13 protein-coding genes and 4 pseudogenes are annotated in these 15,031 nt (G+C 72.5%); 10 read left to right on the top strand and 7 right to left on the bottom strand.

The window, feature by feature from the left end; translation table 11 throughout:
- Positions 1-149: 149 nt before the first annotated feature.
- The 3 genes and pseudogenes from UK82_RS18750 to UK82_RS38645 all read left to right on the top strand — a co-directional run.
- Positions 150-1,307: an enoyl-CoA hydratase/isomerase family protein gene (locus tag UK82_RS18750; RefSeq protein ID WP_236706117.1), complete on the top strand. Its 1,158-nt coding sequence runs from the start codon at positions 150-152 to the stop codon at positions 1,305-1,307.
- Between the two features lie 221 nt (positions 1,308-1,528).
- Positions 1,529-2,020 (top strand): alpha/beta fold hydrolase (locus tag UK82_RS38640; RefSeq protein WP_236706118.1); only part of this gene is annotated, 492 nt, incomplete at its 3' end.
- 1 nt (position 2,021) lies between these two features.
- A pseudogene (locus tag UK82_RS38645) lies at positions 2,022-2,350 on the top strand (alpha/beta fold hydrolase); the annotation flags it as partial.
- A 78-nt stretch (positions 2,351-2,428) separates the two neighbouring features.
- Here UK82_RS38645 and cobF read toward each other — a convergent pair.
- The 4 genes from cobF to def all read right to left on the bottom strand — a co-directional run bounded on the left by cobF (position 2,429) and on the right by def (position 6,921).
- Positions 2,429-3,307 carry a precorrin-6A synthase (deacetylating) gene (gene cobF / locus UK82_RS18760; protein WP_055408419.1) on the bottom strand — a complete coding sequence of 293 codons (879 nt, stop codon included), beginning with the start codon at positions 3,305-3,307 and terminating at the stop codon, positions 2,429-2,431.
- 19 nt (positions 3,308-3,326) lie between these two features.
- The coding region (locus tag UK82_RS18765) for an FAD-binding oxidoreductase (RefSeq protein ID WP_396230591.1) at positions 3,327-4,716 on the bottom strand (1,390 nt) is incomplete at its 5' end.
- A 420-nt stretch (positions 4,717-5,136) separates the two neighbouring features.
- Entirely contained in the window at positions 5,137-6,099 is a 963-nt protein-coding gene (locus UK82_RS18770) for an LLM class F420-dependent oxidoreductase (protein ID WP_236706119.1), read from the bottom strand.
- A gap of 243 nt (positions 6,100-6,342) precedes the next feature.
- Positions 6,343-6,921 carry a peptide deformylase gene (gene def, locus UK82_RS18775; protein ID WP_044885184.1) on the bottom strand — a complete coding sequence of 193 codons (579 nt, stop codon included), beginning with the start codon at positions 6,919-6,921 and terminating at the stop codon, positions 6,343-6,345.
- Between the two features lie 126 nt (positions 6,922-7,047).
- Here def and UK82_RS18780 point away from each other — a divergent pair, with 126 nt between their 5' ends.
- The 5 genes from UK82_RS18780 (at position 7,048) to UK82_RS18800 (ending at position 11,156) form a co-directional block, all read left to right on the top strand.
- Positions 7,048-7,653: a Fur family transcriptional regulator gene (locus UK82_RS18780; RefSeq protein WP_236706120.1), complete on the top strand. Its 606-nt coding sequence runs from the start codon at positions 7,048-7,050 to the stop codon at positions 7,651-7,653.
- Positions 7,654-7,848: 195 nt separating this feature from the next.
- Positions 7,849-8,919, top strand: a complete 1,071-nt coding sequence (gene tsaD / locus UK82_RS18785; protein ID WP_055408421.1) for a tRNA (adenosine(37)-N6)-threonylcarbamoyltransferase complex transferase subunit TsaD — start codon at positions 7,849-7,851, stop codon at positions 8,917-8,919.
- 54 nt (positions 8,920-8,973) lie between these two features.
- Positions 8,974-9,687, top strand: coding sequence for an urease accessory protein UreG (ureG, locus tag UK82_RS18790; RefSeq protein ID WP_055408423.1), 714 nt, complete (start codon positions 8,974-8,976; stop codon positions 9,685-9,687).
- 117 nt (positions 9,688-9,804) lie between these two features.
- Positions 9,805-10,476: a DUF2889 domain-containing protein gene (locus tag UK82_RS18795; RefSeq protein WP_055408425.1), complete on the top strand. Its 672-nt coding sequence runs from the start codon at positions 9,805-9,807 to the stop codon at positions 10,474-10,476.
- Positions 10,477-10,724: 248 nt separating this feature from the next.
- Positions 10,725-11,156, top strand: coding sequence for a peptidoglycan-binding protein (locus tag UK82_RS18800; protein ID WP_055408427.1), 432 nt, complete (start codon positions 10,725-10,727; stop codon positions 11,154-11,156).
- Between the two features lie 272 nt (positions 11,157-11,428).
- On the opposite strand, the pseudogene UK82_RS18805 reads toward UK82_RS18800, so the two are convergent.
- Positions 11,429-12,034: pseudogene (locus UK82_RS18805) on the bottom strand (TetR/AcrR family transcriptional regulator); the annotation flags it as partial.
- Between the two features lie 123 nt (positions 12,035-12,157).
- Here UK82_RS18805 and UK82_RS18810 point away from each other — a divergent pair.
- On the top strand, positions 12,158-13,306 hold the full coding sequence (locus UK82_RS18810) for an acyl-CoA dehydrogenase family protein (RefSeq protein ID WP_055408429.1): 1,149 nt from the start codon (positions 12,158-12,160) through the stop codon (positions 13,304-13,306).
- Between the two features lie 317 nt (positions 13,307-13,623).
- On the opposite strand, the gene UK82_RS38650 is transcribed toward UK82_RS18810, so the two are convergent.
- Positions 13,624-13,956 (bottom strand): hypothetical protein, encoded by a 333-nt coding sequence (locus UK82_RS38650; RefSeq protein ID WP_055408433.1) that lies wholly within the window; start codon positions 13,954-13,956, stop codon positions 13,624-13,626.
- 226 nt (positions 13,957-14,182) lie between these two features.
- Here UK82_RS38650 and UK82_RS31645 point away from each other — a divergent pair.
- Positions 14,183-14,496 (top strand): annotated as a pseudogene (locus UK82_RS31645) (hypothetical protein); the annotation flags it as partial.
- A gap of 199 nt (positions 14,497-14,695) precedes the next feature.
- Here UK82_RS31645 and UK82_RS32910 read toward each other — a convergent pair.
- Positions 14,696-15,031: pseudogene (locus UK82_RS32910) on the bottom strand (hypothetical protein); the annotation flags it as partial.

The raw sequence follows: 15,031 nt of genomic DNA on the forward strand, positions 1-15,031 counted from the left end.
GATGAACCGCAATCACCGACGTTGCCCGACCGACGTTGCCCGACCGACGTTGCCCGACCGACGTTGCCCGACCGACGTTCCCCGACGCGATGCTCTCCGACCCCATGCTCTCCGACTCAGTGCTCTCCGACTCGAAGGATGGCGAATCCATGTCTCCGCACGCGGCCGATGCCCCGTACCGCACCGGTTCGGCACCCGGGACGGCACCGGAGCCGGAGGTGCTGGTGCGGCGGGAGGGCCAGGGCGGGCGGCTCGGGCGGCTCACCCTGAACCGGCCGCGGTCGATCAACGCGCTCACCGGGACCATGGTCGGCCTGCTGGACGCGGCGCTGCGGGACTGGGCGGACGACCCGACGGTCGCTGCCGTCGTCATCGACGGTGCGGGCGAGCGCGGGCTGTGCGCCGGCGGGGACATCCGGGCGATCCGCGAGGCGGTGCTCGCCGGGACACCCGAGCGGGCGCTGGCGTTCTGGGCGGACGAGTACCGGCTCAACGCCCGCATCGGCAGGTTTCCCAAGCCGTACATCGCGATCATGGATGGGATCGTCATGGGCGGCGGCATCGGCGTCTCGGCGCACGGTGGGGTCCGCATCGTCACCGAGCGGTCGGTGCTGAGCATGCCCGAGGTCGGCATCGGCTTCATTCCCGACGTCGGCGGCACCTGGCTGTTGTCCCACGCCCCCGGTGAACTCGGCACGCATCTCGCGCTCACCGCGGCCCGCATCGGCGCCGCCGACGCGATCACCGCCGGCCTGGCCGACCACTACCTGCCCGCCGACCGCATCCCCAAGCTGCTCGACGCGCTGCGCCACGCCGCCGACCCGGCCGCCGCGCTCGCCGCCTTCGACTTCGCCGCCCACACCCCGCCGCCCGGGCACCTCACCACCGACCGCGCGTGGATCGACGAGCTCTACCGCAGCGACAAGGTCACCGAGATCGTCGCGGCGCTCGCGGCGAGCCCCATGCCGGCGGCGGCTGCCGACGCGGCGGAGATCGGCAGCAAGTGTCCGACGTCGCTGACCGTCACGCTGCGCGCACTGCGGGCTGCCCGGTCGATGACGAGCCTCGAGGCGGCGCTCGACCAGGAGTACCGGTTGGCCCGGGCGACCCTCGCGACGGCGGACCTCGTCGAGGGCATCCGGGCGGCGGTCGTCGACAAGGACCGCAACCCTCGATGGTCACCGGCCAGCCTCGACGAGGTCGACCCGGCCGAGATCGACCGTTTCTTCGCCCCCGTCGATGACGAGCTCAGCCTCGCCGCCGCCCAGCCCGACACCGCCGCCCAGTCCCCCGTGCCCGCCCGCTGACCCGGCGGCGGCGGCCGGCCGGCCGTCCGCCCGGTCGGCCGTCCGGTCGGCCGAACGGCCGACCGGACGGCCACGGTGCGATGCGATCGTGGCGCCGGCGCACCGCGTCGCCATACCGGCCTGATCGGCTACGCAGCGTCTACTGTCAGCCCCGGCGAGACCGCGCCCGGCCGCGCCCTGGCGGACGCCACAGCAGACCTGCCGACGGGAGGATGATCACCGTGCCCACGATCACCACAAGGGACGGCGCCGAGATCTTCTACAAGGACTGGGGCTCCGGCCAGCCGGTCGTGTTCAGCCACGGTTGGCCGCTGACCGCCGATGTCTGGGACAACCAGCTCAAGCTCGTCGCCGACCACGGGTACCGCGGAATCGCCCACGATCGCCGTGGCGGCGGACGGTCCAGCCAGACCTGGGACGGCAACGACATGGACACCTACGCCGACGACCTCGCCCAGGTGATCGAGGCCCTCGATCTGGCCGACGCCGTCCTGGTCGGCCACTCCACCGGTGGGGGCGAAGTGGCCCACTATCTGGGTCGGCATGGCTCCGCCCGGGTGGCCAGAGCTGTGCTGCGGGGCGCGGTGACGCCGCACCTGCTCGCCACCGACAGCGATCCGGGGGGCGCGCCGAGGGCGGTTTTCGACGGCCTGCGCGCCGGGTTGACCGCCGATCGGGGGCAGTTCTACCGGGACCTCGGCGAACCGTTCTACNGCAACAACCGCGACGGCGCGACCGTGTCGCAGGGTACCCGGGACGCCTTCTGGCAGATGTGCATGACGGTCGGGGTCAAGGGTGCCTACGACTGCATCGCCGCGTTCTCCGAGACGGACCTGACCGAGGACCTGAAGAAGATCGACATCCCGGTCCTCCTCTCGCATGGCGACGATGACCAGATCGTGCCGATCGAGGTCTCGTCGTCCCGCTCGGTGAAGCTGCTGCCCAGCGCCACGCTGAAGGTCCACCCCGGTGCTCCGCACGGCCTGACCGGCCGGTTCGAGCAGGACTTCAACCAGGAACTGCTCGACTTCATCGCCAGCTGAGGCATTCTCGCCATCGGATGTGCACGGGATGATGCCGAGGTTCGAGCACGGTCGAACCTTCCGGCCCTTCGGGGGTCATCACCGCCAGGGCACACGCTGGTCGAGAATGTCGGCGTCGGCGTCGGCGTCGGCGTCAGAGGCGGAGGCGGAGGCGGACGGGCGACGGTCGCCAGGGGTGGGCGGGGCCGCGGGCGGGCGGCGGCGCAGCAGGTAGACGTCCATGATCCAGCCCTTGCGGCGGCGGGCGTCGGCGCGGGTGCGGGCGATGGAGCTGCCGACGTCGGCGACCCGGCCGTGCATGAGCATCTCGTCCGGGGTGCCGAGGTAGGCGCCCCAATAGATATCGAGGTCGGGGTCGTCGAGGGTGCGGAAGGTGGTGTCCGCGTCGAGCATGACGACGACGTCGTCGACCCCGGGTGGGAACCCCTCGGCGAGACGGCGGCCGGTGGTGATCTCGACGGCGCCGCCGACGCGGTTGAGCACCAACCGGTGGCTCGCGGCCAGCGCCTGCACGCTGGTGATCCCGGGGATCACCTCGTAGTCGAACGCCACCCGGCCGCGGGCGGTGACCCGCTCGATGATGCGCAGCGTGCTGTCGTAGAGCGACGGATCACCCCAGACGAGGAACGCGCCGCAGCCGTCGTCGGCCAGCTCGTCGAGGATCATCCGCTCGTACAGCTCGGCACGGCGATCATGCCAGTCCTCGACGGCGGCGGCGTAGGCGGTCGCATCCGCCGGGTTCCGGTCACGGCGTGGGTCGCGGGCCTCGACGACCCGGTAGCCGCCGGCGCCGACGTGCCGGTCCAGAATCTCCCGGCGCAGCCTGACCAGGTCGTCCTTGGCCGGCCCCTTGTCCAGCACGAAGAACACGTCGGCGCGGCCGAGAGCCTTGACCGCCTGGATCGTGAGCTGGTCAGGATCCCCAGCCCCGATCCCGACCACCAGAATCGTGCGCATCCCCACCATCCCTCCGGGACTAGTCCCCCACCGGCCCACCACCCGCACCGGTACCCGGGATGATCTTGCCGGGGTTGAGGTTGTGACCGGGGTCGATGCCGTCGAACAGCGCCGAGAGCAGAGTCACGCCAGCCGGGGAGATGTCGTCGTCGAGCCACGGGGCGTGCTCGACGCCGACCGCGTGGTGGTGCGACAGGGTGCCCGCGAGGTCGAGGAAGCCCTGCTGGATCGCGGACTTCACCGTGTCATAGCCCTCGATCGCCTCGAGGGTCACCGGGGAGGCGTAGGCGAACGTGAAGTACAGGCAGGCGCCGGAATGATACGAGTGCGACAGGTGGCACATGATCCAGCCGTCGACGCCGATCTCTGCGAACGCCTTGTTGGCCCGGGCGACCACGCCGCGGTAGAGCGGACCGAGCTGGGACCAGGAGGCCGACGTCTCCGACACGTCCGCGACCGCGCCCTGCCCGAGCAGGAAGTCGCGGATGTAGGGGGTGTCGAACTTCTTCTGGTCGTAGAGCTGCCCGGGACCGGTGCCGACGCAGATGCCGCCGTGGCGCCCGACGATCTCGCCGACGAGCTTGCGCTGGGCCTTGACGTGCGTCGGCGTCCCCTCGAAGCCGATGAACGACAGGCACATCGCGTCCAGGTCGTAGTTGCGGACCCGGCGCAGGTACTGCTTCAGCCCGGCGGAGACCAGCCCCGAGGCGAGCGAACCCTTCTTGCGGGTCGCGAAGGAGAACCGGGTCTCGTTCGCGTCGGACACCCGGGTGACGGTCGGGCTGGCCTCGCTCTCGGCGATCTCCCGCATGGCCACGAGCGCGTCGTCCCAGGTGGGGAAGAAGTAGCCGAGGATGACGCGCTGCTCGGGCACCCGGTGGACCTGCACCGTCGCCTCGGTGATGATGCCGAGCCGGCCCTCGCTGCCGAGGATCATCTCCCGCACGCTCGGCCCGGTCGACTGGCTGGGCACGGGCCGGGTCGCGAGGACGCCGGCGGGGGTGACGACGCGCACCGCCCGGGTGATCTCGGCGATGTCGCCGTACTTGTCGGACTGCATGCCCGACGAACGGGTGGCGATCCATCCGCCCAGGGTGGAGTGGGAGAAGCTGTCCGGGAAGTGACCCAGCGTCCAGCCCTGGGCGTTGAGCTGTTCCTCCAGGTGCGGACCGAGCGCGCCGGCCTGGATGCGGGCGAGCCGGGCGTCGGCGTCGATCTCCAGGACGCGGTCGAGGCGCCCCAGGTCCACGGAGATCACCGGCCGGGTCTCCGCGCGCGGCGCCTCCAGGCTGCCGGAGATGTTGGAGCCGCCGCCGAACGGGATGACCACCGCGTCGGCGTCGAGCGCCGCGGCGAGCACGGCGCGCGCCGCCTGTTCGCCGTCCGGGTAGACGACGGCGTCAGGCAGCNGGCCGAGGTCGGCGTTGCGGATCCGGACCAGGTCACGCAGGCTCTTGCCGTAGGCGTGCACCACCCGCATGTGCGCGTCGGTGTGGACGTGCTCGGCGCCGACGGCGGCGACGAGCGCCGCGCGCAGCGGCTCCGGCAGCGTCGGCGCGGGGATCGTCAGGTCCGCGAAGGCCGGCGGCTGCGCGGGCGGGCGGGTGATGTCCAGACCGATGTTCGTGCGCACGAACGGCGCCAGGTCGGGCTTGTCGCTGTGACTGAAGGAGACACTCTCCCGGCCCCAACCCCACCACTTCATGNGCTCGACCAACGCTGGCTCCTCGACGACGACGGACGTTCGGACGGATTCGGGACTCACGATGCAACCGGCGGCGGGGCTGGCCGCGGGGACGGCGGGACCGCGGCGGTGCCCGGCGGGCGGGTCAGGTGCCCGCGAGCCGCGCGACGACGGGTGCCAGCGCGGTCAGCGAGTCAAGGGCGACGCCGATGGTGCTGATCCCGAACCGCTCCCGGCGTTCGACGAGATCGTCGACGATCTGGTCGACCGAGCCGCACAGCGCGTGCGGGGTGGCGTAGGCCTGCTCGGTGGTCAGCCCGAAGCCGGCGGCGAGCTGCTCGACGATCTCGCCGCGGTTGTCGGTGACGATCGCCAGGTGGATGCGCACCTGCAGGGTGAGCTCGTCCCACCGGGCGCCGGCCGCCTCGCGGATCCAGCCGACCTTCTCCTCGGTGGCGGCCGTCGTCGCGTTCGGGCCGAGGGAGGCGTCGATGACCCCGCCGACCATGTTCATGTTCAGCCCGATGATGTCGGCCTCCCGTGCGGCCAGGGTCAGCAGCCGCCGCCCGCCGCCGCCGATGACGATCGGCGGGTGGGGGCGCTGCACCGGCTTCGGCGTGCCGCTGAGCCCCGCGACCTGGTAGTGCGTGCCGTGGAAGGTCAGCGGGCCGTCGGCGAACATGCCCTTGATGACGGCGAGGGATTCGGCGAGGCGGCTGATCCGCACCCCCGGCGGGTCCAGCGGCAGGCCGGCGCGCTCGTAGTCCGACGTCATCCAGCCGGCGCCGAGGCCGAGTTCGAACCGGCCCCCGGACAGCGCGTCGAGGGTGGCCGCCTCCTTCGCGAGCACGACCGGATGCCGGTAGTCGTTGCTGAACACCATCGCGCCGATGCGCAACGTGGTCGTGGCGTCCGCCGCCGCCATCAGCGCCGCGATCGGAGCGACCTGCTCGTCGAGGTGGTCGGAGACGGTCAGCGTCGCGTACCCCAGGTCCTCGACCTGCCGGGCGAGGTCCGCCCACGACCGGGCGTCGACCTGCGCAGGCGAGGAACACTGAATGTTGAACCGGAACGGCCGTTTGTACGGCCCGCCGGAGAACTCCGCCACCGCTGCCACTCCTCACTCCACCGACATCGTCACGTCGCCGACACCGTCAATGCACCGGCGTGCTCCCGGGCGGCATATTCTCCCGGACGGCGTTCTCGCGATTCTCGTGGGCGGGAGGATGCCAAGATAGCCCGCCCCGCATCGCCATGCCGCCGTCACCGCCCGCACGAGGTCACCTGCCCGCACGAGGTCACCAGGCCGCACGAGGTCACCAGGCCGTCCCCGTCACCAGGCCGTCCCCGTCTACTGGTCCGCGCGGCGCAGGGCGCGTAGCTCCTCGCCGGCCGCGCGCACCTGCTCCGGGCTCGGCGGTGGCTCGCGCAACGCCTGCACGGCCGCCTTGCGGTCCTCGCCGGTCAGCCGGTCGAGGTAGAGGGTGCCGTCGAGATGGTCGACCTCGTGCTGGAAGCAGCGGGCCAGCAGGCCCTCGCCGGCGTACTCCACGGCCGCACCCGTGACATCCACCCCGCGGACGCTCGCCCGCAGGGCCCGCGTCGTCGGGAAGTGCAGGCCCGGCACGGACAGGCAGCCCTCCTGGCCGTGCTGCCGCTCGCCGTCGGCGCCCAGTTCCAGCACCGGGTTGACCACGACGCGGGGCACGCGGGGCACCGTGACGTCGCGCGGGTCGTAGCCGACGTCGAAGACGAACAGCCGCAGGCCGACGCCGATCTGCGGGGCGGCCAACCCCACACCGGGCGCGTCGTACATGGTGTCGATCATGTCGTCGACGAGCCGCGCCAGGGCGGCGTCGAACGTCGTCACGAGCGCCGTCGGGGTGCGCAGCACAGGGTCGCCGACGGTACGGATGGGGAGCACGGCCATGGCGGACACTGTGTCATAAGCCGGCCCACCGCCGGGAGCCCACCGCCGGACGCCGGTCAGACGCCGGTCACCTGCCCGCAACAATGACCGCCGGGCCGCGTGGCGACCGGATCGGGACGGGCAGGGATGATCGGTACAGTCGGCGGGGTCATCGCCCGGGAGCACCGCCGGCCGGCCGATCGTTGTCCGGAGGTGGACGTCATGCGGGACCGCCGGCCCGTCGGCACCGCCGCGGCGCCGGCCGCCGCCGCGCACGAGGCGGGCCCCGGCCGCCCTGACCTCGCCGCGGCCGGGATCGCCGAGCTGCGGGCGCTCGGCGAGCGGGTCACCCCGGCGCGCCGGGCGGTGCTGCGGGTCCTCGCCGGGACCAGCGAACACCTCTCCGTCGACGATGTCCTCGCCCGCGCCGACGAGATCGTCCCGGGGCTGCACCGCACCACCGTCTACCGGGCGGTGGAGACTCTCGGCGAGCTCGGCCTGGTCACCCACGTGCATCCCGACCACGGGCCCGCCGTCTACCATCTCGCCTCGTCCCTGACCGGCAGCGGCCACCTGCACGTGCGCTGCCGCCGCTGCGGGGAGATCAGCGACGTACCCGCCGATCTGCTCGACGGCGTCGCCGATCGGCTCGCCCGCCAGCTCGGGTTCCGCCTGCAGCCCGACCACGCCGCGCTCACCGGCCTGTGCCGGACCTGCGCCGCCGCGGCCGATCCGCCGGGCCACCCACGCTGACCTGGGCCGACTCGCTATCCGAGGCTCGGCGTAATCTCACACCACAGGGCAGTTCGCCCTGTCGGACGCTGAACCACTGTTCAGACACAGCCATGCTGTCGGACACAGTCGCACTGGCGTACGGATGTGCTCTGTCGTACCGACCAGCGCGGGTAGGGACGGTGGCGGTCCGCCGTCCGAGGGAGGCCACGAACGATGCCGGTGCAGCCCAGCCCGGTGGTGATGGGCATCGAGACGTCCTGCGACGAGACCGGCGTCGCGCTCGTCCGCGACGGCGTCCTGCTCGGCGAGGCCCTGTCGACGAGTATGGACCAGCACGCCCGCTACGGCGGTGTGGTGCCGGAGATCGCGGCGCGGGCCCACGTGCAGGCGCTGGTCCCGTGCGTGCGCGCGGCGCTGGCGTCGGCCGGGTTGACCGCCGCCGACATCGGTGCCGTGGCGGTTACCGCGGGCCCCGGCCTCGCCACGGCGCTGCACGTCGGGGTGTCCGCGGCGAAGGCCTACGCCACCGCCCTCGACGTGCCGCTCTACGGGGTGCACCACCTCGCCGGTCACCTCGCCGCGGACCTCGTCGACGGCGAGCCGCTGCCCGACCCGCTCATCGCGCTGATCGTCTCCGGCGGGCACACGTCGCTGCTGCGCGTCGGTGACCTGGCCCGGGACCCGATCGTCCATCTCGGCGACACCCTCGACGACGCCGCCGGCGAATGCTTCGACAAGGTCGCCCGGGTCCTCGGCCTGCCCTACCCGGGTGGGCCGGCGGTCGACCGCGAGGCGGTCGGCAACGACCCGGCGGCGCTGGCGTTCCCACGCCCCCTGACCGGCCGCACCGACGCGCCCTACACCTTCTCCTTCTCCGGGCTGAAGACGGCCGTCGCCCGCTGGGTGGAGGCCCATCCCGACTCCACCGTCCCCGCCGGGGACGTGATCGCGTCGTTCCAGGAGGCGGTGGTCGACGTGCTCACCGCCAAGGCGATCCGCGCCTGCCGCGACCACGAGATCGGTGACCTGCTCATCGTCGGCGGGGTCGCGGCGAACAGCCGGCTGCGGGCCCTGGCGGCGCAGCGGTGCGAGGCGGCCGGCCTGCGGCTGCGGATCCCGGCCCGCAAGCGCTGCACCGACAACGGGGTGATGATCGCCGCTCTCGGGGACCTGCTGGTCCGCTCGGGGGCCGCGCCGTCCCGGCCGGACCTCGCGGCGATGCCCGGCGCCTTCCTCGACCAGGCCCAGCTCGGCGTGGCGCACCCGGCGCAACACGCCGCCTGACGCCCACCGCCCACCGCCCGGCCCCGACCGCACCCACCTGAGAGGCCTCCGACGATGCATCTCGGTCACGACGAACTGCATCCGCCGCACGCGCACGGCGGTGGCGGGGGGCCGGTGCCGCTCGGGCGGGCGCCGCGGATCGGCGTCGGCGGCCCGGTGGGCAGCGGCAAGACCGCACTCGTCGCCGCGCTGTGCCGTTCCCTCGCGCCAAGCCTGCGTCTCGGCGTCGTCACCAACGACATCTACACGACCGAGGACGCCGACTTCCTGCGCCGCGCCGGGGTGCTGGACCCGCAGCGGATCCGCGCGGTGGAGACCGGCTGCTGCCCGCACACGGCGATCCGCGACGACATCACCGCCAACCTGGACACGGTCGAGGATCTGGAGGCCGACACCGGCCCCCTCGACCTCGTCCTCGTCGAGTCCGGCGGCGACAACCTCACCGCGACGTTCAGTTACGGACTGATCGACCGGCAGATCTTCGTCGTCGACGTGGCCGGCGGCGACAAGGTGCCGCGCAAGGGCGGCCCCGGGGTCACCCTCAGCGACCTGCTGGTCATCAACAAGACGGATCTCGCGCCCCTGGTCGGCGCGGATCTCGGCGTCATGGCCCGCGACGCGGCGGCGGCCCGCGGCCCCCGCCCGGTGCTGTTCACGTCGCTGACCGCCGACCCCGCGGCCAGCGACGTGACAGCCTGGGTGCGGGCCCAGCTCGCCGACCTGTCCCCGCCCGGCCCCCGAGGCGCCGCCCCGGCCGCCGCCGGGTAGGCCGCGTAGTCCGCGTGGGCCGGGCGGGCCGGGTCACCGTGAGCCGGCCTCGGTCCGACCGCCGGACCAGCCCCGGGGCCGCGCGCCGGCCGCCGGGCGAGCGCGAGGGGAGTCGCGATGCCAGCAGCCGTGCCGCCGGTGCACCGCAGGACGATCGAGATCGAGGTCCACCAGGCCGACGACCTGCTGATCGCCCAGGCGAGGCTGCGCGACACCCGGCCCTGGCATCCGGACCCGGCCCGGGTGCTGCTGCACGACATGCAGCTCGCCCTGCACGTGCGGACGGCGGACCTGACGATCGTCGCCGTCGAGTCGGGGATGAACGCCTTCCCGCACACCGAGTGCCCGCTGATCAGGCCGAGCTTCGACCGCCTCGTCGGGCTGTCGGTGCGCCGCGGGTTCACCCGCGCGCTGCGGGAGACCGTGTCCGGCGTCCACGGCTGTTCCCATCTGCACGAGCTTGCCCGCGCCGCCGGCCCCGCCATCATCCAGGCGACGTTGAGCGCCGCCGATGCCCGCCGCCGCGGCCTCACCCCCGGCGCCGAACCCCCGGACGCGCCCGCGTCGGCGGACGCCCAGACGGCGGACGCCCAGACGACGGGCACCCAGACGGGAGACCGGGCCGGGGGCTCGGGTCCCGTGGTGAGCGGGCGGCAGGCCGCGGCCCTCACCGGAACCTGCCACATCTGGGCGCCCGACGGTATCGCCACGCGGAAACTCGCCGCCGGCTGGCGCCCGGGCTTCGACCCCTATCCCGCGCCGCCGCTGACCGCGTACGAGCCGACCTGAACCAACCCGCCCGCCCGCTTCGCTTCAGCCGGCCGGCCGGCCGGCCGGCAAGAAATCGTTGCCGTGCGAACGAGAATGTCGCGGCATTCCCGCGCGTCCGAGGCGGCCACAAGAAAGGAGAAGTGCGGACTAATTCCCGCGTGTCGCGAGCACGACGAAATGCGGCGGAAATCGGGTTTCGAGCGCAGGCTTGGCAGTGTTCCAAACCATCCATCCGCCTTCACTCACGCGACACGGGAGATCTCCTCATGGCACTTGTCTGGCCCCTTCAGAAGTCCGGTGACGCCGGACTCACCGTGCAGCTCGTGCAGTATCTTCTCGGCGCGCACGACCTGCGCGTCCCGGTTGACGGCGCCTTCGGACCGCGGACCGCGGCCGCCGTGCGCGATTTCCAGACCCGGCATGGGCTGACGCCCGACGGGCAGGTCGGCCAGCGCACCTGGCCGGTGCTGATCGTGCCGGTGCGCTCCGGTTCGCGCGGCCAGGCCGTCCACGCCGTGCAGGACGCCTCCCACACGCTCGACCCCCAGTACCAGCCGAAGCTGGCGCTGGACGGCGAGTTCGGGCCGCGCACCGCCGCCTGGGTGCGGCACTACCAGGGAGTGGTCCACGCTCTCGTCGACGGCGAGGTCGGCCCCACCACCTGGAACCACCTGGCCAAGGGGGACCGGGCAAGCTGACCGCGCCCGCTCACCCGCTCACCCGGAGCCGACCGGCCCCGCCCCCGCGACCGCGGTCCGCGAGGGCGGGGCCGGCCCGGCTTCTCATCCGGTGCCAGAGCGTCCCGCCCAGCTCAGCCGCCTGTCCGCAGACGATCGTCGGCGGGCGCCGAGCGCGGGTCGGCGGGCGCCGAGCGCGCAGGACGTGTCGGTGCCTGTTCGGCGGTCTCGGGCGCGGTGAGCGCCGGGACCGACCTGATCTGCTGCCCGCTTGCCGCATCGCCGTCCCGGCGGGCCAGACCGTGCAGCAGCAGGCCGGCGAGCTGGGCGTACGCGTCGGCGTCGACAAGGCCCGTCTCACGTTCGATGGTGCCCTGCTGGATGCCGACCATCGCGAGCGTGGCGACCTGTCCGACGAACCGCGCGTCGACCTCCCGGAAGACGCCGACGGCCACCCCCTCGGCGACCAGGGTGCGCAGCTTCGCCGCGGCGATGCTGGTGTTGCGCTCGTAGATGGCGCGGGCGGGCGGGAACGCGGCAAGGTCGGCGCGGAAGGCCGCGGAGGCGGGGCGCAGCTCGGCGGCGACCCCGTCGAGGTAGCGACGCAGCCGATCGGCCGGGTCGGGCGCACTGCGCAGGCTGTCGTCGATCCGTTCGGCGGCACTGCGGAAGAAGTGCACGACGACGGCGACCGCGAGCTGTTCCTTGCTGTGGGCGAGGGTGTAGAGCGTCGACTTCGAGCACCGCAGCCGGCCGGCGAGGTCCGCGAGGGTGAACCGGGCGAACCCCTCCGCGAGGAAGATCCCGACGAGCGCGTCGAACAGGGTCGACTGGCGGCTGGTCCTCGGTCCACCGGCCGTCGCGGCCGACCAGGTGTCGACGTCCCAGTTCACCGTCATGATCGATCAATCTACCTCAGCACTGGACAGTACCTAGGTACTCCGTGCGGTACTGTCGTTTCCAGTCGCACGGTGAGCCCCGGGCGACTCCCGGTCCCTCGGTGCGATCCCTGGAGGCACGTCATGCCGGCCGACCGCCTACTCCCCTCCCCCGAGGCCGGCGAGCTGATCGACCTCGTCCGCACGATCGGCGAGAAGGAGATCGAGCCGCGGGTCGTCGACGACGAGGCGCAGGCCCGTTTCCCCCGCGAGGTCTTCCACGTCCTGGGCGACGCCGGCCTGCTCGCGCTGCCCTACCCGGAGGAGTTCGGCGGCGGCGGCCAGCCCTACGAGGTCTACCTGCAGGTGCTGGAGGAGATCGCCTACCGGTCGGCGTCGGTCGCCGTCGGGGTGAGCGTGCACAGCCTGAGCTGCTTCCCGCTGGCCTACCACGGCACCGACGACCAGCGCGCCGCCCTGCTGCCCCGGCTGCTGTCGGGCCGGCTCCTCGGCGCCTACTGCCTGTCCGAGCCGCACGCCGGCTCCGACCCGGCCGCGATGACGACGGCCGCCCGCCCCGACCCCGACGGCGGCTACCGGCTGTCCGGGACGAAGGCGTGGGTGACGCACGGCGGCGCCGCCGACTTCTACACCGTGTTCGCCCGCACCTCGGCGGACCGCTCCGGGGGCATCTCCTGCTTCCTCGTCGACGCCGGCACCGCCGGCATGGACGTCCACCCGCCCGAGCGCAAGATGGGCCTGACGGCCTCCCCGACGACGCAGATCGGCTTCGACGAGGCCCCCGTGCCCGCCGACCGGCTCATCGGCACGGAGGGCAACGGCCTGCGGATCGCCCTGTCGGCCCTGGACGCCGGCCGGCTCGGCATCGCCGCCGCCGCGGTCGGTCTGGCGCAGCGCGCCCTCGACGACGCGGTCGCCTACGCCAAGGAGCGCCAGGCGTTCGGCAAGGCGATCATCGACCATCAGGGCCTCGGCTTCCTGCTCGCCGACATGGCCGCAGCCGTCGAGTCGGCCCGGGCGACGACCCTGGCCGCCGCCCGCCGCCGCGACGCCGGCCTGCCCGCCGGCAAGGCCGCGAGCATCGCCAAGCTCGTCGCCACCGACGCCGTCATGAAGGTCACCGAGGACGCCGTCCAGGTCTTCGGCGGCGCCGGCTACACCAAGGACTACCCCGTCGAGCGCTACATGCGCGAAGCCAAAATCATGCAAATCTTCGAAGGAACCAACCAGATCCAGCGCATGGTGATCAGCCGCCACCTCGCCCGGGCCTGATCAGAACACATTTTCGTAGGTCAGAGTTCCAATTCGGGTGCGGGTACGTCGTTGGCCGGGTGCGGGCTGGTGTCCGGCTGCAGCCGGCCCGGTCCGGTCGTGTCCGGCTCGCCGTGGCCTATTCGTGGACCAGACCGTGGCGGCCGTGCGGCCGGGACCACGTCGGCCGTCCCGGCCTCGGCGGCCAGCGCCGCGTCGATCCGCCGCCGAGCGGCCTCGTCCCCACCGGCGATGCACCTCGCGTAGACAAGCAGGCACACCCGCACGGAGTGGCCCGCCCGCTCCGCAACCTGGGTGACCGGGACGCCGGCGTTCAGTCAGCCCGACACCGCGGCATGCCGCAGGTCGTACGGCCGTCGCGCCAGCGGTGACGCCTGCTTGGCAGGCGTGAGCGCGATCTCGCGGGCCTGCCGCCACCTGGCGATGTACCGGATCGCCTTCACCGGCCCGTCCTGTCCCGACCGGAACAGTCTGCCGTCGGCGGTAACGCCGAACGTGTCGATATGGCGGCGCAGGATCGCGACCAGCGGCGGGTTCAACGACACCTGACGCACCTCCCCCTTCGCCCGGTGCTTGAGTTCGCGCGCCTGCCGCGGCCCGTCCGGAGCATCGGACCAGCGGGGCGAAATCTCGGGATTGTTGGCGTCCACAAGCGCCTCACCCCAGCCGGACGCCGGCAGCGTCAGCTGGTTGAGACGCAGTTCCTGGAGTTCGCCGGGCCGAAGCGCGGGATGGTAGATCGCGGCGTAGAAGGCCTCAAGATCCGGGGCTTTCTCCGCGGCGGCCTCCAGTCGAGACCCGCGAGCGGATTGGCGTCCAGGTCACCACGCGCCACCGCAGATTTCACTGCCATCTCGAAGATCTGTCGGCGGCACCACTGCCGCGCTCGGCCAGCTGCCCAGACGGCTGCGCCGGTCCCGTGCGGTGCTCGTCCGCGCGGACTCGGGAAGTGGCACCCACGCCTTCGTCGAGTGGCTGCACCGGCGCCGGGTGGGCTATTCGGTCGGGTTCACCTTGCCCGACAACGCCGGCGAGCCGATCGCCCGCCTTCTGCCACCGGCTGTTCTCACTCGCCGGCCGGCTCGCCCGCCACGCCCGCCAGACCGTGCTGCACCTCGCCGCCCACCACCCCTGGGCGCCACTCGCCGTCCAGGCGATCAACACACTGCGCTCTGCCCGCCCCCGGATAACCCGAAGCCACCGACCTCCCACCCCGCAGACCAGGAGAAATGCCGTTCCGGGCGTGGACCGGACGTCTGCCCCGCGCGGCAACGGGGCACCCGCCACGGCCGCACCCAGCCTGACCGGCAAAACTCGGCATCAACAAGGGTGGGAGGTCAGCCCACGATCACGCCTGATCGAAGCGTGAAGGATCTGGGATGGCCCTTTTTAGTTCTCCAATGTGTTCAGCACGATCTCGCCCGATCCAAGATCAATGGCGCGGACCAGCGCCGAACTTGTGTCCGGGTAGACGTGGATTTGGTGGGAAAAAGTCCCCGTCGAACCACTTGCCACATTTTGCGGATCGCCTGCCGCGCCACCGGTGGAAGTTTTGAACTGGTAGTCGATCTGGACGGGCTGGTTGGGTTCGAAGCCCGACCCGTCCACTTCGACGTAACTCCCTACCCAGTGAAGTTTCGTTGACGGGTTCGGAAATGGACGATGCGGAAGAACGAACAGGAATCCCTGAGCGTGGTGCGCGTCCCCGGCGGGGCAGCGACCCTT

The organism is Frankia sp. ACN1ag, from assembly GCF_001414035.1.
Taxonomy (GTDB): Bacteria; Actinomycetota; Actinomycetes; order Frankiales; family Frankiaceae; genus Frankia; species Frankia torreyi.